At 70.5% G+C, this 21128-nt stretch carries 10 protein-coding genes; 7 read left to right on the plus strand and 3 right to left on the minus strand.

Going from position 1 to position 21128, the window contains the following annotated elements; genetic code table 11:
- The first annotated feature begins 31 nt into the window (after nucleotides 1–31).
- Nucleotides 32–10936 carry an amino acid adenylation domain-containing protein gene (locus OHU35_RS36910; protein WP_405508391.1) on the plus strand — a complete coding sequence of 3635 codons (10905 nt, stop codon included), beginning with the start codon at nucleotides 32–34 and terminating at the stop codon, nucleotides 10934–10936.
- Nucleotides 10926–12626 (plus strand): ABC transporter ATP-binding protein, encoded by a 1701-nt coding sequence (locus OHU35_RS36915; protein ID WP_359889754.1) that lies wholly within the window; start codon nucleotides 10926–10928, stop codon nucleotides 12624–12626. The genes OHU35_RS36910 and OHU35_RS36915 overlap by 11 nt, the downstream gene beginning before the upstream one ends.
- 58 nt (nucleotides 12627–12684) lie before the next feature.
- On the opposite strand, the gene OHU35_RS36920 is transcribed toward OHU35_RS36915, so the two are convergent.
- Nucleotides 12685–13794 carry an alpha/beta hydrolase-fold protein gene (locus tag OHU35_RS36920; RefSeq protein WP_405508393.1) on the minus strand — a complete coding sequence of 370 codons (1110 nt, stop codon included), beginning with the start codon at nucleotides 13792–13794 and terminating at the stop codon, nucleotides 12685–12687.
- Between the two features lie 94 nt (nucleotides 13795–13888).
- Between OHU35_RS36920 and OHU35_RS36925 the strand changes: the two genes are divergently transcribed.
- From OHU35_RS36925 to OHU35_RS36935, 3 genes are read left to right on the plus strand one after another with little or no spacing between them, the layout of a single operon-like run.
- Nucleotides 13889–14101 carry an MbtH family protein gene (locus OHU35_RS36925; protein ID WP_189722598.1) on the plus strand — a complete coding sequence of 71 codons (213 nt, stop codon included), beginning with the start codon at nucleotides 13889–13891 and terminating at the stop codon, nucleotides 14099–14101.
- 8 nt (nucleotides 14102–14109) lie between these two features.
- Nucleotides 14110–15684 (plus strand): amidohydrolase, encoded by a 1575-nt coding sequence (locus tag OHU35_RS36930; RefSeq protein ID WP_405508395.1) that lies wholly within the window; start codon nucleotides 14110–14112, stop codon nucleotides 15682–15684.
- Nucleotides 15685–15714: 30 nt separating this feature from the next.
- On the plus strand, nucleotides 15715–16233 hold the full coding sequence (locus tag OHU35_RS36935; protein WP_405508396.1) for a GNAT family N-acetyltransferase: 519 nt from the start codon (nucleotides 15715–15717) through the stop codon (nucleotides 16231–16233).
- Here the strand turns inward: OHU35_RS36935 and argB are convergent.
- Nucleotides 16220–17089: an acetylglutamate kinase gene (gene argB / locus OHU35_RS36940; protein ID WP_405509396.1), complete on the minus strand. Its 870-nt coding sequence runs from the start codon at nucleotides 17087–17089 to the stop codon at nucleotides 16220–16222. The genes OHU35_RS36935 and argB overlap by 14 nt on opposite strands.
- Before the next feature lie 128 nt (nucleotides 17090–17217).
- Complete coding sequence (locus OHU35_RS36945) at nucleotides 17218–17874, minus strand: isochorismatase family protein (protein WP_359889765.1); 657 nt, start codon at nucleotides 17872–17874, stop codon at nucleotides 17218–17220.
- A gap of 213 nt (nucleotides 17875–18087) precedes the next feature.
- Here OHU35_RS36945 and OHU35_RS36950 point away from each other — a divergent pair, with 213 nt between their 5' ends.
- Entirely contained in the window at nucleotides 18088–18720 is a 633-nt protein-coding gene (locus tag OHU35_RS36950) for a hypothetical protein (protein ID WP_189722594.1), read from the plus strand.
- Between the two features lie 26 nt (nucleotides 18721–18746).
- Nucleotides 18747–21125, plus strand: coding sequence for a glycoside hydrolase domain-containing protein (locus tag OHU35_RS36955; RefSeq protein ID WP_405508398.1), 2379 nt, complete (start codon nucleotides 18747–18749; stop codon nucleotides 21123–21125).
- Nucleotides 21126–21128 lie beyond the last annotated feature (3 nt).

Genomic DNA, 21128 nt, shown 5'->3' on the forward strand with positions numbered 1-21128 from the left:
TCCACATTCTGGAAGGGACGCTGAGTCTTCGATGATGGAACCGCGCGCTCGTCTCGCACTGCTTTCTCCCACCCGACTGGCAGAGGTCCGCCGGCGCACCGGTGACTACCCGGACCGGACCATCGCCGAAGCCTGCGCCATCGGTCTGTCGTACTGGGCGACGGGGCAGAGCCCCGACGGTATCGACCTCGCGCCCGGCACGCTCTTCGCCGACGTCCTCGGATGGGTCGACAACGGCGGTACGGCGCCCGGTGGCTGGGACGTGAGCCCGGACGGCCGGAGCATCACCGTCCCGGACGGCGTCACGCCGGCCGACGCGCAGCTCGCGCTGGACGACCTGGCCGACTTCCCGGACCGGCCCCTCGGCACCATCGGCCCGTCCAGTGTGGCCGCCCGGCTGCGGACCCTCGCCGAGTGGAACGACAACGAGGCCGACCGGGTCCGGCCGACCATCGTCGAGATGTTCCGGGAGCAGGCGCTGGCCAGACCGGACGCCGTCGCTGTCGTCGACGAGCACCGGTCGCTGACCTACCGTCAGGCAGCCGAGCTCTCCAGCCAGCTGGCCCACCACCTCATCGCACGCGGACTGGGCCACGAACAGGTCGTCGGTATCTCCCTGGCCCGCTCCGCCGACATGGTGATCGGGCTGCTCGCCGCGCTCCAGGCCGGATGCGCGTTCGTGCCGCTCGACCCGCAGTGGCCCGCCGCGCGCCGGGCCGTTGTCATCGAGGACGCCCGGGTCGTCCTGCAGCTCAACGCCTCGGGCGAGCACGACCCGGCCGAACCGGAGGCCGTGGCCGTCGACCTCGGCGCCTGGGGGTACGCCTCCTACCCCGCCGAGGGCACCGGCGTCACCGTCCTCGGCGACGCCCTGGCCTATGTCATCTTCACGTCCGGTTCCACCGGGCGGCCCAAGGGCGCGATGATCCGGCACGAGGCGATCAGCGAGCGCCTGCTGTGGCAGGTGAACGAGATCCTGGGCTTCGGCCACGACGACGCGTCACTGTTCAAGGCGCCGCTGTCCTTCGACATATCCATCAACGAGATCTTCCTGCCCCTGGTCTCCGGCGGCAGGCTGGTGGTCCTGCGGACCGGCGGCGAACGCGACCCGCACCATCTGCTGAGCGTCATCGCCGAGCAGCGCGTCACCTTCACCTACCTGGTGTCGTCCATGCTGGACGTGCTGCTGGAGATGGCGGGCGACACCGGCCGCCTGGACAGCCTGCGGCACGTGTGGTGCGGCGGCGAGGTGCTCACCCCCGAGCTGTACGAGCGGTTCCGCACCAAGCTCGACATCCCCATGTACCACGGCTACGGCCCCGCCGAGACGACGATCGGCGTCTCGCACGTCATCTACCGGGGCGCCGCGGAACGCCTGTCGACGTCGATCGGCAAGGCCAACCCCAACACCCAGCTGTACGTCCTGGACGAGGAACTGCGCCCGGTCCCGGTCGGGGTCGGCGGCGAACTGTACGTGGGCGGCTTCCTCCTGGGCCGCGGATACGTGGGCGCCCCCGGCCTGACCGCGTCCCGGTTCGTGGCCAACCCCTTCGCGGACGACGGCTCCCGGCTGTACCGCACCGGTGACCTAGCGCGGTTCGCCCCGGACGGATCACTCGACTTCCTCGGCCGGGCCGACAACCAGATCAAGATCCGCGGCATGCGGCTGGAGATAGAAGACGTCGAGGCCGGTCTCGCCGAACACCCCCGGGTCCGGCACACCTGCGTCGTCGCCAAGAAGAACTCGGCGGGCGGCACCTACCTGGTCGGCTACGTCATCCCGGCCGCCGGCGGCGAGGACCTGCGGGCGGACGAGGTCAAGGCGTGGGCCGGCGAGCACATGGTCGAGTACATGGTGCCGACCCACCTCGTCGTGATGGAGGAGTTCCCGCTCACCGCCAACGGCAAGCTCGACCGCAACGCCCTGCCCGAGCCCACGATCGACACCGGCTCGCTCGTGAGGCCCACCACCGACGACGAACGCGCGGTGTGCGCCGCGGTCGCGCAGGTGCTGCGGCTCGACGAGGTCGGTGTCGACCAGGACTTCTTCCAGCTCGGCGGAGACAGCATCCTGGCGATCTCCCTGCTGAGCGCGCTGCGCGACGAGGGCCTCCACGTCACGGCACGGCAGATCTTCACCCACAGCACCGTGGGCGCCCTGGCGGCGGTCGCGAGCCGTGAGGACGTCTCCACCACGGACCACGGCGACGTCGCCACCGGAACCGTCGTGGGATCGCCCATCGTGCAGTGGCTCGGCGAGACCACGGACGCCGTCGACGGCTTCGTCCAGTCCGTCGTGCTCAACACCCCGGCGGACCTGACCGCCGACGCCCTCGACGCGACCCTCTCGGCCCTCGTCCGGCACCACGACATGCTGCGCGCCAGGCTGGTGCGCGGCGACGACTGGAGCTTCGACATCCCGGAGGCGGACGGGGCCTTCGTGACCTGGCAGGAGAGTGATCTGCCGGTCGAGGGGTGCGTCGCGCTCGCCACCGAGGGGCTGGACCCGGACGGCGGCGCGATGCTGCGCGCCGTCTGGCGCCGTGAGGCACGGCAACTGGTCCTGGTCGCCCACCATGTGGTGATCGACGGCGTGTCCTGGCGGGTCCTCATGGAGGACCTGGCCACCGCCTGGCGGCAGTTCACCTCGGGAACGCCAATCGAACTGCCCCCGGTGGGCACGTCGTTCCGGCGCTGGACCCAGCTGCTGGAACGCGCCGCGTTCGACGCGGACTCCTCTTACTACTGGCGCCCCCTGCCAGGGGAGGACCAACCGATCGGCAGGCGCGCCCTGTCCGAGGCCGACACCGTCGCGCACGAGCGGCTGCGGACCGTCTCGGTCGGACCCGAGATCACGGCCGCCCTGCTCGGCGACATCCCGGCGAAGTTCCACGCGGGCGTCAACGACGTCCTGCTGACCGCGCTCTCCGTCGCCCTCGCCCGCTGGCGCCGCGACCTCGGCCAGGACCAGACGTTCGCCCACATCGAACTCGAAGGCCACGGCCGCGAAGGACAGTTCGTGGCGGGCTCCGCCGGCTTCGAGCCGGAACTGGCCCGGACCGTCGGCTGGTTCACCACCCTCTTCCCGGTGACCGTCGACCCCGGCACGGCGGCCGACCTCACCACCCCCGCGTATCTGACCGCCGCCCTCAAGGCGGTCAAGGAAGACCTCGCCCGGGTACCGGACAACGGCGTTTCCTACGGCGCCCTGCGCTACCTCACCGGCAGCGAGTTCGACGCCCCCGCACCGCAGGTCCTCTTCAACTACCTGGGCCGCTTCGCCGCGGGCGCCCCCGGCGACTGGCAGCTCGCGGGCACCACCGGCCAGCTGGGCGAGAAGCGCGACCCGGAGATGCGCCTGCCGCGCGCCCTGGAGTTCAACGCGATCGCCGAACCCGCAGCCTCCACCGGCGACTACGAGTTGGTCACCACCATCTCCTGGCCCGACGGCATGTTCACCGACGCGGACATCACGGCCATCGGCGACTACTTCCGGGTGGCCCTGGCCTCCCTCGCCGCACTCGACGAGGGCGGCCACTCGCCCAGTGACTTCGCCCTGGTGCCGCTCACCCAGACCGACGTCGACGCCCTGGACGGCCCGGCGCTGCGGGACGTCCTGCCGCTGACCCCGCTGCAGGAGGGCCTGTACTTCCACTCGGTCTTCGACGACGACTCGGCGGGCGCCTACGTCGAGCAGCAACTCCTGACCCTGGACGGCGAGGTGGACGCCGACCGGCTCGCGGCGGCCGCCACCCGCCTGCTCACGCTCTTCCCGAACCTGGCCGCCCGGTTCACCGCCCTGGCCGACGGCCGCGTCGTCTCCGTGCTGGAGAGCGGCGTCGAGGCCCCCTTCACCACCCTGGACCGCCCCGGCATCACCGACGAGGAGATACGCGACCTCGCCGAGCGGGACCGCCGCGCCGGCTTCGACCTGGCCACCGGCCCGCTGATGCGGTACACGCTCGTCCGAGCCGCCTCCCGGAACGTCCTGGTGCAGACCGTGCACCACATCATCGCCGACGGCTGGTCGGTGCCACCGATGCTCCGCGCGCTGCTGGCCGAGTACCACGCCCCGGGGACCGTCTACCCGATCGGCGGCTTCGCCGACTACGTGCACTGGCTCGCCGGACGCGACGACGACGAGAGCGACCGCGTCTGGCGCGCCGAACTCGCCGACCTGACCGGCCCCTCGCTGGTAGCCGATGGCCACACCCCGTCCGACCGCTTCGCCGACACCGCCGTGGAACCGGAGGGCGACCTCGACGCCGCCGTCCGCGAGGCCGGCGTGCCGCTGAGCGTGGCCGTGCACAGCGCCTGGGCCGTGACGCTCGGCGGCATCCTGCGCGGCAGCGACGTGGTGTTCGGCTCCACCGTCTCCGGCCGCGACGCCGATGTCCCCGGCATCGGGGACATGGTGGGCCTGTTCATCAACACCATCCCCGTACGGGCCCGTTGGGCCGATGGAACCACTTCCTCCGACCTGCTCGCCTCGGTGCGGGAGCACCAGAGCGCGGTCCTGCCGCACCATCACGTCTCCCTGGCGAGGATCGGCCGCCAGGCCGGCGCCGGCTCCCTCTTCGACACCCTCGTGGTCTTCGACGTGGCGACCGATGTCGCCGCCCTGCGACGGTCCGACGACACGCTGGCCGTCTCCGACCTCGTCAACGAGGGCGCCCCGCACTACCCGCTCACGCTGGTGGTCGAGCGCGCCCTCGACGGACGACCGCGCTTCAACCTGATCTACGACGGTGAACTGCTGCGGGAGACCACAGCGCAGTCGATCCTGCACACGTTCACCCACACCCTCACCGGCCTGCTGACCCGGCCGGACGCCCTGGTCGACGACCTGGCACCCGAGAGCGGGCGACGTCCCGCACCGATCACCCCGACGACGCTGGGCGGCCTGTTCGACGCCGCCGCGCGCCGCGACCCCGCCGCCACCGCCGTCACCCAGTGCGGCCTCGACGGCGGCACCCGGTGCCTGACCTACGGCGAACTGGCCGACACCAAGAACGAACTGGCCTCCGCCCTGCGCGCGGCCGGGGTCGGGCCGGGCAAACGGGTCGCCGTGGCCGTCCCGCGCTCCCTGGAGCAGGTCGTGGCCCTGGTCGCGATCGTCAGCGCGGGCGGCGCCTACGTCCCGCTGGACCTCGCCTACCCGGACGACCGGCTGGAGTACATCCTCGCCGACGCCGCACCCCAGGTCGTCCTGGTGGACCGCGAGCAGCGCGACCGCTTCACGGAGCTGCTGGCCAGGGCGGATGTGCCGGCCCGGGTGCTCGTGCAGGGTGACGAGCTGCCGGTGGGGGACCCCACCGAGCCCGAGGTGAGCTGGCACAACCCCGCGTACGTCATCTACACCTCCGGATCGACCGGCAGGCCCAAGGGCGTCGCCGTCCCGCACTCCAGCGTGGTCACGCTGCTCGCCAACACCCAGCCCGACATGGACTTCGGCCCGCGGGACGTGTGGGTCCAGTTCCACTCCTTCTCCTTCGACTTCGCGGTCTGGGAGCTGTGGGGCGCGCTGGCCTACGGCGGTGAGCTGCTGGTGCCCGAGTACGGGCTGACGCGCTCCCCGGTCGACTTCCACCGGCTGGTCCGCGAGCGCGGAGTGACCGTGCTCAACCAGACCCCGTCGGCGTTCTACCAGTTCATCGAGGCCGACCGGCTCGCCGGCGAGCCGCTGCCCGCACTGCGCCGGATCATCTTCGGCGGCGAGGCGCTGGACCTCGGGCGGCTGCGCGGCTGGGTCGAGCGGCACGGCACGGGCGTGCCCGAGCTGGTCAACATGTACGGCATCACCGAGACGACCGTCCACGTCACCCACCGGGTGCTCACCGACGAGGACTTCGGCCCCGGCGACGACGTCAGCCCCATCGGCGGCCCGATACCCGGCCTGGTCACCTACCTGCTCGACGACCGGCTCCGCCCGGTGCCGCCCGGCAAGGTCGGTGCCATCTACGTCGCCGGTGACCAGGTGTCGCTCGGCTACCTCGGCAGGCCCGGACTCACCGCCGGCCGCTTCGTGGCGAACCCGTTCGCGGACGACGGCTCCCGCATGTACCACACGGGCGACCTCGCTGTCCGCACCCTCGACGGCGAGCTGCGGTTCACCGGCCGCGCCGACGACCAGGTACAGCTCAAGGGCTTCCGCATCGAGCTGGGCGAGGTGGAGTCCGCCGTACGGGAACTCGACGGTGTGGTGGATGTCGCCGTCACGGTGGCGGGCAGCGGCGATCACTTGGTCGCGCATGTGGTGGGCCAGGTGCCGGTTGATTTCATCGAGCTGTTGTCCACGAAGCTGCCGGTGCACATGGTCCCGGGCCGGGTTATGCCGGTCGACGCCCTGCCGCTGACGGTGAACGGCAAGCTGGACCGGAAGATCTTGACCGAGCGTGCGGCTATGCCCTCTGGGGGCGCGGGGAACTGCGCGACCAGCCCCCAAGCACCCGCAGACAAGAACTCAGCAGTCACCACCCTCATCGAGATCTTCATCCAGACGCTGCCCGGCTCGGACATAGACGCCGACACCGACTTCTTCCACGCCGGAGGCGACAGCATCGTCGCCATCACGGTCGTGAACAGGGCCCGGACACTCGGCCTGCCGATCTCGCCCCGGGACGTCTTCCTGCTCAAGACCCCCCGCGCACTGGCCGGCAATCTGGCGACGAGCACACCGCGGGTAGCCGTCCCCGCCCGCCGCGAGGACGGCCCCCTCACCCCGACCCCGATCATCCTGCGCCAGCGCGAACTGGGCGGCTCCCTCACCCGCTTCGCCCAGGCCAGAACCCTCCAGGCCCCAGAAGGCACCGCCTTCACGGACGCCCGGCGCGCCGCGAACGCGGTCGTCGCAGCACACCCGACCCTGCGCCTGCACCTGCGCACCACGCACGGCGTGTGGGCCCTGCGCACCGAACCGGCCCACGAGGTCACCGTCGTACGCCCGGACACCACCGACGCGACGGCAGTGGCGAACGAGGCCGCGGCACAGCTCGACCCCGAGTCCGGGCACGTCATCGCCTTCGCCTGGCTGGAAGCCACCCGCACCCTCGTGGTCACCGTGCACCACCTCGCCGTCGACTCGGTGTCCTGGCTGATCCTGCTGGACGACCTGGCCACAGCCCTCCGTGGGGAGTCCCTGGCCCCGCCGACCACGTCGTACGCCGAGTACGCCGACGCACTCACACTCCACTCCACCCACGCACTCGACGACCTCAGCCACTGGACCACCACGCTCCAGGCGCCCGAACTGCTGCCCACGGTCGGCGGACTGCGCGAGACCACGGTCGTGCTCGCCCCCGACGTGAGCGACCGCCTGACGCGTACCGCCCCCGCCGCACTCGGCGTCGGTCTCACCGAGCTGCTGTGCGGCGCGCTGCGCACCGCGCTGACCCGCGTCCAGCCGTCGCCCACCGATCTCGCGATCGAACTGGAGCGGCACGGCCGGGTCCCGGCCCTCGAACAGCACGACTACACCCGTACGGTCGGCTGGTTCACGTCCATCGCACCCGTACGGCTCACCGCGCACACCGACCCGGTCGCCGCGGCCCGCGAGATCGCCGAACGCCAGCCGGGCGAGGACGCGCACGTCGCCTACGGGCAGCTCAGGTACCTCAACCCGCAGACGGCCCCGCTGCTCACCGCCCGCCCGCAGGTGCTGTTCAACTACCTCGGCCGGGGCAGCGAGTCCCAGGCGCTGCACCTCACCGGCGGCGACCAGGGCAGCCCGTACGCCGTCGAGGTCAACGCCTGGACCGACGAGGCGACCGGCACTCTGCTCGCCGAGTTCACCCTCGCCGAGGGCATACCGGACGAGATCACCGAGCACTGGCGCGGCGCACTGGAGCACATCGCGGACGCCGCCACGACGGCCGAGCGCACCGCACCGGTCACCCCGCTCCAGCGCGGCCTGTTCTTCCAGGCCCAGATGGCGGGCACGGCCGGACACTACGTCGCGCAGAGCTGGTTCACCTTCGACCGGCGCCTGGACACCGACGCGCTGGCCGAGGCGATGGCGTACGTGATCGCACGGCACCCGGTCGTGGGCGCCGGCTTCGGCACGGACGACGACGGGAATCCCGTCCAGGTCCTCAAGGCCGGCCGGCGGGTCGACGTCCGTACGGTCGCCCTGTCGACGGACGCGGAGGTCGACGTCCTGCGCGCCCGGGACCGCGACACGGGATTCGACCCGGGTGAGCCGCCGCTGATCCGGCTGACCGTGGTGCGGCTGTCCGACGACCGCGACGGGCTGCTGCTCAGCTACCACCTGCTGCTGTGGGACGGCTGGTCTCGCGAGATCGTCCTGCGGGACCTGTTCGACGCTTACCGTGCCGTCCTCGCGGGCGAGCCGCTCGACCCGATGCCGGCCACGCCGAGCTTCGAGGAGTACGCCCGGGCGCTCGACGCCAGGGACCCCGCCGTATCGGAACGCTTCTGGGCGGAGCACCTGGCCGGTCTCCCCGGCCCGACCCTGCTCGCCGGACCGGCGCCGGCCCTCTCGGACGACCTGCCGCGCGCCCTCGTGCACACGCTGTCCGCCGAGCGGTCGGAGCTGCTGCGGGAGGCGGCCAGGGTGCACGGCGTCACGCTGAACTCGGTGCTGACCGGAGCGTTCGGCCTGCTGCTCGGCGGGCACACCGGCCGCGGCGACGCCGTGTTCGGCGTGACCGTCTCCGGCCGCGACGGCGAGGGCCTGGACGGCATCGTCGGCGTGCTGCTCAACACCGTGCCCACATGGACGCGGGCCCGGCCGGGCGAGTCGGTCCGGGAGTACCTGTCGGCCGTACAGACCGCACGGGTCGAGGCGATGGAGCACGAGCACCTGGGGCTCGGCGAGATCCAGCGGGCCAGCGGGCACGACACCCTGTTCGACAACCTGTTCGTGCTGCAGAACTTCCTGGACCTGGACGCGTTCGCCGAGATGAACGCCCGGCACGGCATCACGTCGGTGAAGGCCGACGACTCCACGCACTACCCGTTCACCTGGGTCGTCACCCCCGGCGACCGGCTCACGGTCAAGCTGGAGTACCGCGACGGCGACGGCGGCAACGCCCGCCGCCTGCTCGACGACTACCTGAGCGTGCTCGAAGACCTGGCCCGGTCGACCGGGCCGGTGGGCGCGCTGCGGGGGCTGGGGCCCGAGCCCGCTCCGGGCGAGCGTACGGACGTCGGCACGGACACCGTCGTCGACCGGTTCGACCGGGCCGCGGACCGCGACCCGCAGCGGGTGGCGCTCGTCGCCCACGGTGCGACGATGACGTTCGCCGAGCTCCGGGACCGCAGCCGCGCGGTCGCGGGTGTGCTCGCGGGACGCGGCATCGGGCCCGAGACGACCGTGGGTCTCGCGATCCCGCGCTCCCTGGACTGGATCGCGGCGCTGTTCGCCGTCCTGCGGGTCGGCGCCGCGTACGTGCCGCTGGAGCTGGACCACCCGGACGAGCGGATCGCCGCGATCGTCGACGACGCCCGCCCGGACGTGATCCTCACCGTGAGTGCCGTCTCGCCCCGGCTGACCGGCGAACTCATTGAACTGGACCGGCCCCTTCCAGAGGCCGAGCCGTATGTGACGTTCACGCCGGACGACCCGGACCGGCTGCGGCACCCCGCGTACACGATCTACACCTCCGGGTCGACCGGAAAGCCCAAGGGCGTGGTGACCGAGTACGCCGGGCTCACCAACATGCTGATCAACCATCAGCGGCGGATCTTCGAGCCGGTGCTGGCGGAGCACGGCCACCGGACCTTCCGGATCGCGCACACCGTGTCGTTCGCGTTCGACATGTCGTGGGAGGAGCTGCTGTGGCTCGCCGACGGCCATGAAGTGCACATCTGCGACGAGGAGTTGCGCCGTGACGCGCCCGCACTGGTGGAGTACTGCCTGGAGCACGGGATCGACGTCATCAACGTGACCCCGACCTACGCGCAGCAGCTGGTGGCCGAGGGCCTGCTGGACAACCCGGAACGCCGGCCGGCGCTGGTGCTGCTGGGCGGCGAGGCCGTCACCCCGACGCTGTGGCAGCGGCTCGCGGAGACCGAGGGCACGGTCGGCTACAACCTGTACGGACCCACCGAGTACACCATCAACACCCTGGGCGTCGGCACCTTCGAGTGCGAGGACCCGGTGGTGGGCGTCGCGATCGACAACACGGACGTGTACGTCCTGGATCCGTGGCTGCGGCCGCTGCCGGACGGGGTGCCCGGTGAGCTGTACGTGTCGGGCATCGGCATCGCGCGCGGCTATCTCGGGCAGCCCGCCCAGAGTGCGCACCGCTTCGTCGCCTGCCCGTTCGGCCAGCCCGGGGAGCGCATGTACCGCACCGGGGACCTGGTGGTCCGCCGCCCTGACGGCAACCTGATGTACCTGGGCCGCACCGACCAGCAGGTCAAGATCCGGGGCCACCGCGTCGAACTCGGCGAGGTCGAGGCCGTGTTCGCCGCCCACCCGGCGGTCCGGTTCGTCGCCGCCGTCGCCCAGCCCGACCCACAGGTCGACGGCGCCTACCGGCTGGCCGCCTACCTCGTGCTGGACGGCGGGGATCTGGCGGCGGTCGCCGCCGACGTGGGCGCCGGACTGCCGGACTTCCTGCGGCCGACGCACTACGCCCAGGTCGACAGCATCCCGCTGACGGTGAACGGGAAGGCTGACACCAAGGCGCTGCCCGAGGCCAAGCCGCTCGGCGCGCTGACCACGGTGGGGGAGCGGGGCCCGCGGACCGAGACCGAGACCGTGGTGTGCGAGTACTTCGCCGAGGCACTGGACCTGGACGACGACGAGGTGAGCGCGGTGAGCGACTTCGTGTCCCTCGGGGGACACTCCATGCTGGCGGTACGGCTGATCGGCCTGCTCCGCCGCGAGTACGGTCCAGTGATCACCATCCGAGACCTGTTCACCCTGCGAACCCCCGAAGCGATTGCCCGCCACCTCGATGACAACTGACACGCAGCGGCCCCGCCCCGGGGCCGCCATCCTCCGCACCGCCCTGCGCCGCAACCTCGGCGCCATGGCCTGGGGCACCGTCCTCATGGGCCTGTACCAGGCCGGCGAGACGGCCTTCCCCATCGCGCTCGGCCTGATCGTCGAGCACACGATGCGGGACGGCCGGAGCCTCGGCGCGCTCGCCCTGTCGATCGCCGCGCTGGCCGTGATCATCACGACCGTGTCGCTGTCGTGGCGGTTCGGCATGCGGATCCTGCAGAAGGCCAACACGACCGAGGCACACCGCTGGCGGGTGAAGGTCGCGGCCTGCGGCCTGCAACCGGTGGCCAGGGACGTCGACCTCAAGTCCGGCGAGGTCCTGACCATCGCCACCGAGGACGCCGACCAGACCGCCGACATCATCGAGGTGGTGCCGCTGCTGATCAGCTCGCTGGTCGCGGTACTGGTCGCGGCGATCGCGCTGGGCCTGGCCGACATCCGGCTCGGCCTGCTGGTGATCGTGGGCACCGTCGCGATCCTGTCGATCCTGAGCGTGATGTCCCGGCGGATCGGCAGCAGCACCCAGGAACAGCAGGCCCGGGTGGCGCGGGCCGGAGCGAAGGTCGCCGACCTGATCACCGGCTTGCGCCCGCTGCACGGATTCGGCGGCAACCACGCGGCGTTCGGGTCCTACCGAAAGGTCAGCACCGAGGCGAGGCACCAGGCGGTCACCGTAGCCAAGGTGAACGGCGTGTACGCGGGAACCGCGCTGGCCCTCAACGCGGTCCTCGCCGGAGCCGTGACCCTGACGGCGGGCTGGCTGGCGTTCGACGGCCGGATCACCATCGGGGAACTCGTCATGGCCGTGGGCCTGGCGCAGTTCATCATGGAACCGCTGAAGCTGTTCTCGGAGATGCCCAAGTACGTGATGATCGCGCGCGCGTCGGCCGAGCGGATGGCGCTGGTGCTGTCGGCGCCGCCGGTCACGACCCCGGGGTCGGGGCGGCCGGCGCCGGGCGCGGACCTGGAGATCGACTGCGTCCGCCACGGGTCCCTGAACAAGGTGAAGTTCCAGGTGGCGGCCGGCGAGTTCGTCGCCATCGCCGCCTACCAGCCGCGCGCCGCGGCCGACCTGGCGGCCGTCCTGGCCGTGAACGTCCCGCCCGACACCTACGAGGGAGCCGTCCGGATCGGCGGCCAGGAACTGGCGCACCTGTCGGTCGAGGCGGTCCGCGAGCACCTCCTCGTGAACCCGTACGACGGGGAGATCTTCGCGGGCACCCTGCGCACCAACATCGACCCCTCGGGCACCAGCCGTTCGGTCCCCGAGGCCGTCGAGGCGTCCATGCTGACCGACGTCGTCGCCCTGCACCGCGAAGGCCTCGACTACGGCGTCCGCGACCGGGGCGCGAACCTCTCCGGAGGTCAGCGTCAACGCCTGTCCCTGGCCCGCGCGCTGGCGGCCGACAGCGACGTCCTCGTCCTCCACGACCCGACGACGGCGGTCGACGCGGTCACCGAACAACTCGTCGCCCGCAACGTGGCGAAGCTACGCCGAGGCCGCACGACGGTGGTGATCACCAGCAGCCCGGCATTCCTGGACGCCGCCGACCGGGTGCTGGTCCTGGACGAGGGCGTGGTCACGGCGGAGGACACGCACCGGAACCTCCTGGCCAACGACGAGGCGTACTGCCTGGCGGTGGCGCGGTAACGCGCCCCGTCAGGGGCGCGGGGAACTGCGCGACCAGCCCTCACCGGCCCGCAGACACCTACTCACCGAGGGCCCAGCCCACATCCCTGAGCAGCGCATGACGCCACCCCGCCCGGTCGTGCCCGGATGCCGACCGCGAAACCCGCACGGTCGCCCCGGCCTGCTCGGCCAAGGCCTCCACCGACGTGCAGTGCGGCAGCATCCGCGACTCATGCTCCCCGACATCGAACGCCACCCGCAGCCCCGACAGATCAACATCCGCCCGCAGCCGCTCAGCGATCACACCCCCGACCGAACCCCCCAACGGATCAGCCGCCCGCAGGGCACCCGGTGTCCACCAGAACGACCCCGACTGACAGGCGACCCGCGACACCAGCTCCGGAAACTCCAGCGCCGCGTACACCGCGCTCAGTCCACCAAGACTCTGCCCGGCGACCACCAGCCGACCGAGATCGGCGGGCACACCGGACTCCACCACCAACGGCAGCAGTTCATCCCGCACGGCCTCCCACAACCCGGCCCGGCACGTGAACTCCTCGGCCCGGTCCTTGGCCGGCAGGAAGACCAGCGTCACCGGCGGCACCTCACCCGCGGCCACGGCCGAGTCGAACGCGGTCATGGCCGGATGCAGATACAGCCAGTCGTCCCCGTCGAGCAGCAGCACCACCGGCCCACCGCCCCCCACCGGATGGACCCGCACGGTCCGCCGCCCCCCGAGCCGTTCACTGGCCCAGCGGATCCGCGTACGCGGCAGGGGCAGCACCGCGTCGGCGCCGACGACCGGCCAGTGCGGCTGCTCCGGCGCGTCCGGCGTCGCCGCGATGGACCGGTCACCGCCCGCACCGGCCGGGTTGAGCGGGTCGGCGTACGCCGCGTCGCCCACCAGGAACTGATAGGTCACCCGCAGCCGTTCGGGCATGCGCACCTCGGCGTACCAGCAGTCCGAGTCGGCCCAGCGCCGCAGGGGAACCGGCTCCGACCAGCTCTCGAAGCCGACCCTCGCCTCCGACCCGCGCCACAGGAACAGCGTCACCCAACCGCCGTCCCCTGCGGGCTTCGAGGCGGGCGCGCCCGCGGCCGCCCAGAACTCGTCGGTGCCGGGTGCGCCGGGCAGCCCGAACCCGGCGAAGGCGTCGGCGTCCTCCATGTCGGCCGCGACCAGGCGCATGAATGTCTCCTTGTGAGAGGGAAGGGACAAAGGCTAAGCTCCAATCAATTAGGCGAGCCTAACCTAATCTTGGCCCTCCAAGGAGGCATCGAGCATGAGCACCAACCCCTTCGACGACAGCGAAGGCCGTTTCCTGGTCCTGGTGAACGACGAGGGCCAGCACTCACTCTGGCCGTCGTTCGCCGAGGTGCCCGGGGGATGGACGATCGCCTTCGCCGAGAACACCCGGGAAGCGTGCCTGGAGTACGTCGAGACCCACTGGACGGACCTGCGCCCCCGGTCCCTCGCCGCGACGATGGACGTCTGACCTCACCGATGCTGTGCACCAGGCTGACCAACGCCCGTTTCCTCACCATGGATCCGGATCATCCGGTCGCCCATGACGTGGGCATCTGGCAGGGCCGGATCGCGGGCCTCGACGAGGCCGTGACCTCCCTGCCCGCCCGCGAGGTGATCGACCTGCAGGGCGCCACCGTGCTGCCCGGGTTCGTCGACGCCCATGTGCACCTCGCCTGGACCGGGTTCAAGCAGAACACCGCGAGCATCGCCGGCCGCACCCGGATCGACGACGTACTCGCGGTCGTCGCGGAAGCCGTCACCCGCACCCGCGCGCCCGGCGACTGGGTGAGCATCGCCGGCTACGACCAGCGCGCCCTGGGCCGCCATCTGACCGCCGCCGACCTCGACAAGGTCAGCGACGGACGCAAGATCTTCCTGCTGCACGACTCCGGCCACGGCTGCGTCGTCAACACCGCTGTCCTGGACCTGCTGCCTGCCGACATCCCGCACGAGAACGGCTTCCTCGCCGAACAGGCCATGGGCGCCGCCCGCGCCCTACGCCTGCCGCACTCCCAGGAGGACCTGGCCCAGGCGATCGGCCGGGCGGCCCGGACCTGCCTGGCGGAGGGCGTCACCGCCTGCGCCGAAGCGGGCATCGGCGGCACGCTCTTCGGCCACAGCCCCGTCGAACTCGGCGCCTACCAACTCGCCCGGGACAAGGGGCTGCTGCCGCTGCGCGTGCAGCTCATGGTCTCCGGGGACCGGCTGCGCCCGGTCTCGGCACACGAGACCGACGGCATCCCGCGGGCCCTCGACCTCGGCCTGCGCACCGGGTTCGGCGACGACCGGCTCTCCGTGGGCGCGCTGAAGATCTACACCGACGGCGGCATGATGGCCCGTACGGCCGCGCTGAGCAGCCCCTACGAAGGGCTCGGCCACACCGGGCAGTTGCAGGACGACCCGGAGGCGCTCGCGGACCTCATCGTGGACGGCCACCTCGCCGGCTGGCAGCTCGCCGTGCACGCGATCGGAGACCGCGCGGCCGACGTGGCCCTGGACGCCCTCGACCGTGCCCAGCGCCTCCGGCCCCGGCCCGGGGCACGCCACCGCATCGAACACGCCGGGCTGATCCGGCCCGACCAGCTCCCGCGCTTCGCGCGACTCGGCGTCAGCGCGGTCGTACAGCCCAACTTCCTGCGGTACTTCGGCGACGACTACGCGTCGATCATGGGCGTGGAACGCGCACCGTGGCTGTATCGGGGCAGGTCGTTCCTGGACCACGGCATTCCACTGGTGGGCAGCTCCGACCGTCCCGTCGCCGACGGATCGCCCCTGCGGGCCGTCCAGTTCATGGTCGAGCGCGCCTCGGCCTCGGGTCAGGTCATCGGCCCCGACGAGGGCATCACCGTCGACGAGGCCCTGCGCGCGTACACCGTCGCCGGCGCCCACGCCTGCCACTGGGAGGACAGCCTGGGGAGTCTCTCCCCCGGCAAACGCGCCGACCTGGTCGTGCTCGGCGACGATCCCCGGCGCGTCGGCACCTCCCGCATCGGAGACATCGAGGTGGTCGAGACGTACGTCGACGGCCGCCCGAGCCGTCCGCGCGTCTGATCCCGGGTCCGGTACCGAGGAAGGAATCCCTTGACCACGGCTACGCCGCGCCCTGCCGCGCTGCCGCACACTCCTCTCGCGCCGTCGCCCTCGGTGCGCACCGCCCGCCCGGACGATGCCACCGCGCTCGCCGCCCTGTCCCTGCCCTTCGTAGGCTCGGGTGCGCTGCGGGAACGCCCCGTCTCCCTCTACGCCGCCCATGCCGCGGACTTCCTGGTACTGGAGGCACCGGACGGCACCCTGGAAGGTTGCGTGGGCATGCGGGCGTATCCCGACGGGGGAGATGGCGTCGGACCCGCAGGCGTCGTCTACAACTTCTGCGTGGCGGAGCACCAGCAGGGGAGCGGAGCGGGAGCAGGGCTGCTGCGCGCGGTCCTGGCCATGGCGCGCGCCCAATCACTCGACGCCTTGTTCACGGCGACCACCGGCGGTGGCGGACTGTTCCTCCGCTACGGCTTCACGCCCACGACCGCGCGCCTGGCGCCGCGGTCCTGGGCGGAGTCCCTGGACCCGCGGCGCAACGCGCGGATCCTGGTCAGGACGTGGTGACCACGCCGGAAACCGAGCCGGAGACGGAGTCAGACACTGCGTCAGAATCCGTGTCGGGAACCACGGTCGTGCCCGGGCTGGTCTCCGCGAGGACGCCGCGCAGCACCGCGTGCGGCACCCGGCCGTCCAGGACGTGTGCCTTGCGCACGCCGCCGCGGACGGCCCGCAGACAGCCCTCCATCTTCGGCAGCATCCCGCTCGCCAGCCCGGGCAGCAGCCCGTCCAGCGCACCGGCCGTCAGCCGTCCGATCACCTCGGTGCTGCGCGGCCAGTCCGCGTACAGCCCCTCGACATCGGTGAGCATCACCAGCCGCTCGGCGTCGAGGGCGACGGCGAGGGCCGACGCCGCGAGATCGGCGTTGACGTTGTAGACCTGCCCGTCCGCACCGCGTGCCACGGGAGAGACGACCGGGATGTGCCCCTGCTCCAGCAGCGCGCGCACCATCGCCGGGTTCACGTCCACGATGTCGCCGACGAGACCGATGTCCACCGCCTTGCCGTCGACCCGGGCCGGTCGCCGTACGGCGGTCATCGTGTGCGCGTCCTCGCCGGTCAGACCCACCGCGAAGGGCCCATGGGCGTTGATGTGGCCGACCAGCTCCCGCTGGACCCGGCCCGTCAGCACCATGCGCACCACGTCCATGGTCTCCGGGGTGGTGACCCTGAGGCCCGCCTCGAAACGGGTCTCCAGGCCCAGACGGTCCAGCATCGCGCTGATCTGCGGCCCGCCGCCGTGCACGACGACCGGGCGCAGACCCGCGTGCCACAGCTCCACCAGGTCCTGGGCGAAGGTCCGTTGCAGACTCGCGTCCACCATGGCGTTGCCGCCGAACTTGACGACGACCGCGCTGCCCAGGAGTTCTCCCGGCGGCTGGGGAAGGCGGGGAGAGCGGGTCGCGACCGGGTCGGCTTGGGTCACGCTCACGGAGTCACTCCAATTCAAGGGTGTGTCGAGGAAGGCACCGATGCTCCGCGCCGCAGGCGTCACGCGTTCCTCCGCTCCCGGTGCAGGAGCAGGGCGCGCAGCAGACCGTCCGTCGTGCAGACCACTCCGGTGCGCGCGGCCCACCGGAGCGCCAAGGTGTGCTCCTCGGCGGAGAAGTCGGCGACCGCGTCGGCGACGACGAACGGCTGGATGTCGTTCATGAAGGCGTCCGCGGCGGTCAGCAGGACGCCGAGGTGCGCGTGCACCCCGCAGATGATCAGCTGGTCGCGGTTCTGGGAGCGCAGCAGCCTGCCGAGATGGCTGCGCAGGAAGGCGTTGTGGCGCACGTTCGCCAGGAGGTGCTCCCCGGGGCGGGGCGTGAGCGGCGCGACGATCGCCGCGGCATCCGGCTCGTCCCCTATCCCCGGCCCCCACATGTCACCGACCAACCCTCGCTGCGCGGGCGGCTGCCCGGCCGGCTCCGCACTGAACACGACCGGCATGTCCAGGGTGTCGGCGAGTTCCCGGAGCGCGGCGATGTTGTCGACGAGCTCCACCACGGGGGCGCGCCCGGCGGGGAAGGCCCGGACGAAGTGGTTCTGCATGTCGTGGACCAGGAGCGCGGCACGTGCCGGGTCGATCCGCCAGGAGACGTGGGACCGGGGGATCGCGGTGCGATCCGGCATGGGGTAGGAGCCGATGGCCGGCAGACCCATAGGTGACTCTCTCCCCCCGAGCGCCCAACGCGGTCCAGATCCCCTGGAGTTGATTAGCTTAGCCTAACCTAAATTCGGCGCCCGGAGGGGAGTTCGCGCGCTGGCCCGAGCGTGACCGAACCCGACGGGTCTAGATCAAGCAAAGTTCATGGTCATGACACTCGCGGGGTGCGAAGATCCTCTTCACATCAGTGACCGATCGATGGAGCCGGGATGAGGCGTGCCCGCTTCTGGGTGAAGTCGGCCGCCTGCGCCACGTCCTTCGCGGCCTTGGCGACTGTGATGGAGTCCTGTATGAAGGACCACGGCATCGACCTGACGCTGCCGAAGGCGGGCGCCAACCCGCCGCCCAGCGACAACGACGCCAACACCGAACGCCGTTACGGCATTTCCGACCGGGCCGAGGTCGAAAAGTACGGCTACGAGCACGCCCGGCGCTGCGGCAGCACACCGAGCAGACCGTGCGTGATCTGTCCGGTGCCGAGGCCGAGGTCCCGACCGGCCACACCATGCCCGCCCGGGCAGAGTGTCATCGTCGCGCAGCTCGCCGGGGACAGCCTGACGCGGTCGATGAACGAGGACAAGGCCATCAAGGCCACCGCCGCGTGGTCTTCCTGCACGTCGCAGCGGCCGGCGACTCCGAGCGCGGAGCAGAGCAGTCCGCAGGCGCGCCCGTCACCGGTGGCTTCGGTCCACTCCGAAGGCCGCACGCGTGTCCCGGAGTACGGAGACCTGCTCGTGCGCGCCACGCCGGAAAGCGGCGGTGTGCGTACCGAGATCGAGGTGGCCAACACCTACGAGCGGGATACGACGTACTCGGTCCAGATCAGCATCACCGACCGGTAACAGAAGACGAAGGGTTGCTTGCGGCAATGGCTGACGAAATGGTGCTCCAGGCTCAGAAATGGGTCAACGCCACCTACAAGAACGTGTCCGGCTACAACCTTGTCACGGAAGACGGCAAGACCGGCTGGAACACCATGTATTCCCTGACTCGCGCGCTGCAATACGAACTCGGCATCACAGCACTGTCCAATGCGTTCGGGCCGACGACGCTGTCCAAGCTGCAGGCCAAGGGCTCCATCAAGGTCGGCGAGTCCAACGAGAACATCGTCAAGATCATCCAGTGCGGGATGTACTGCAAGGGCTACAGCGCGGGCGCCATCGACGGGCAGATGTCCCAGGCGACTCAGACCGGCATCAACACGATGATGCAGCACATGGGTCTTTCGGCGGTCTATCTCGACGGCACTGTACGCCCCAAGGTGTTCAAGGCTTTGCTGACCATGGACGCCTATATATTTCTGTCCGGCGGACTGGAACAGATTCGCTTCATGCAGCAGTGGCTCAACGGCCGCTACTTCGAGAAGTCCACCTTCTTCATCGGCCCGTGCGACGGATTCTTTTCCCGGGACGCCCAGCAGGCGCTGATGAAGGGGATCCAGTACGAGTCGGGCATCCCCGAGGACCAGGCCACCGGTGTCTTCGGCCCCGGCACCGTCGCCGGCTTGCAGGCCCACACCCTCTCGGAGGGCGACAGCGGCACGTGGGTGCAGCTCTTCACCGGTGCGTGCGTGGCGAACGGCCCCTCCAACACGAGTGGTGACATCGCCACCTTCGGCAACACATTCGACGCGGACCTCACGGACTGGGTCAAGAAGTTCCAGAGCTTTTCCGCGATCAGCCAGACCGGCAAGGCCGACTTCGACACCTGGGCACAGCTGCTCGTCTCCTACGGGAATCCCGATCGCCCGGTCAACGCCTGCGACACCCGGTTCACCATCACCGCCCAACGGGCAGCAGCCCTCTACGACGCGGGATATCGCGCCGTGGGCCGCTACCTGGACGAGCCGGCCGGAAGCACCCTGAACAAGGAGATCCAGCCGGGCGAACTGGACGCCATCTTCTCTGCCGGGCTGAACGTCATCCCCATCTGGCAGTACGACGCAAGCAGTCTCGCGGACTTCAAGTACAGCAATGGCTACCTGCACGGCAGCCTGGCGCACGGTCGGGCCGAGGGGTACGGCTTCAACAGGAGTACGGTCATCTACTTCGCGGTCGACTACGACGCCACCGCGGCGGACATGGACCGGATCATCGACTACTTCTCCGGCGTGAACGACGCGCTCAAGAGCAACGGCAGCAAGTACATAGCCGGTGTCTACGGCTCACGAAACGTGTGCGCCAGCGTCTCCGGGGGCGCTTACGTGCCGTACGCGTACGTCTCCGGTATGTCCTACGGCTTCTCCGGCAATCTCGGCTTCCCGCTGCCCCAGAACTGGACGTTCAACCAGATCAAGGAGTTCGACTTCACCAGCGGTTCGGACACCTTCGGACTGGACCGGGTGGCGCACCGCCCCGGATCCGACTTCGGGCAGAAGTCGGTCAACGACACGGGCACCTCAGCGGTCGAAGAGTTCATCGCCTATGTCCAGAAGGTGTACGACGCCGCAGTCTCCTACGGTACGGGCGATCCGAACGAACTCTCGTTGCAGTTCATGCGCTGGGACAAGTACACCGACTCCCGGTGGAGAGCGCTCTTCGGTGAGGTCGACGACGCGTTCATCAGCTACGCCTCCGGCCGGGGGATCGGCCGGTCGAGAGACTATGCGTACGCAGACCCGTCGATGGGTGTCGTCGTCAATCCGGACCACCTGGTGGCGAGCGCCAGTGGGTACTTCCTCAAGGGAAATGCCGGAGTGGGCAAGGCGAACCGCGCCGAACTGGCGAGCTGGGGCGGAGACCTGCTCACGTTCTACGGCGAATGGAGTCGCTCGGACAACGCGTCACCACTGGACTTCTGCCGCAAGACACTGTGCCGGCCCGATATCGCATCGACGTTCGCGCTGGGCGACCTCATCGAGGACATCGATGGATTCCTGGTCGCTGAGCGCCTGAAGAACAATGGCAGCACGAATATCGTCGACGAACTGAAGAGAATCCTCATCGGAACAGGCCATCTGACACGTTTCAGCGACTTCAAGCTCTACCGGTTCGGCGGTGTCACGGGCAACATCGGAACGACGGCGAAGGCGTTCCTGGAGGACCAGATCGATGACACACTGCTGTCTTCCACCCGTGCGCTCCTCATCCAGCGGAACTGCCCACTGGGCAAGGAGCCATGGAACGAGTCCGACTCCGTCATGAGCGAGTTCTATGCAGGTTTCACCGAGACGCTGCAGAATCTCATCGATCAGCAGGTGGCCCGCCGAGCGAAGTTCCTTGCCGCACAGAAGGCGGAAAAGGGGTAGTTT

The organism is Streptomyces purpurascens, from assembly GCF_045040895.1.
GTDB lineage: Bacteria > Actinomycetota > Actinomycetes > Streptomycetales > Streptomycetaceae > Streptomyces > Streptomyces purpurascens.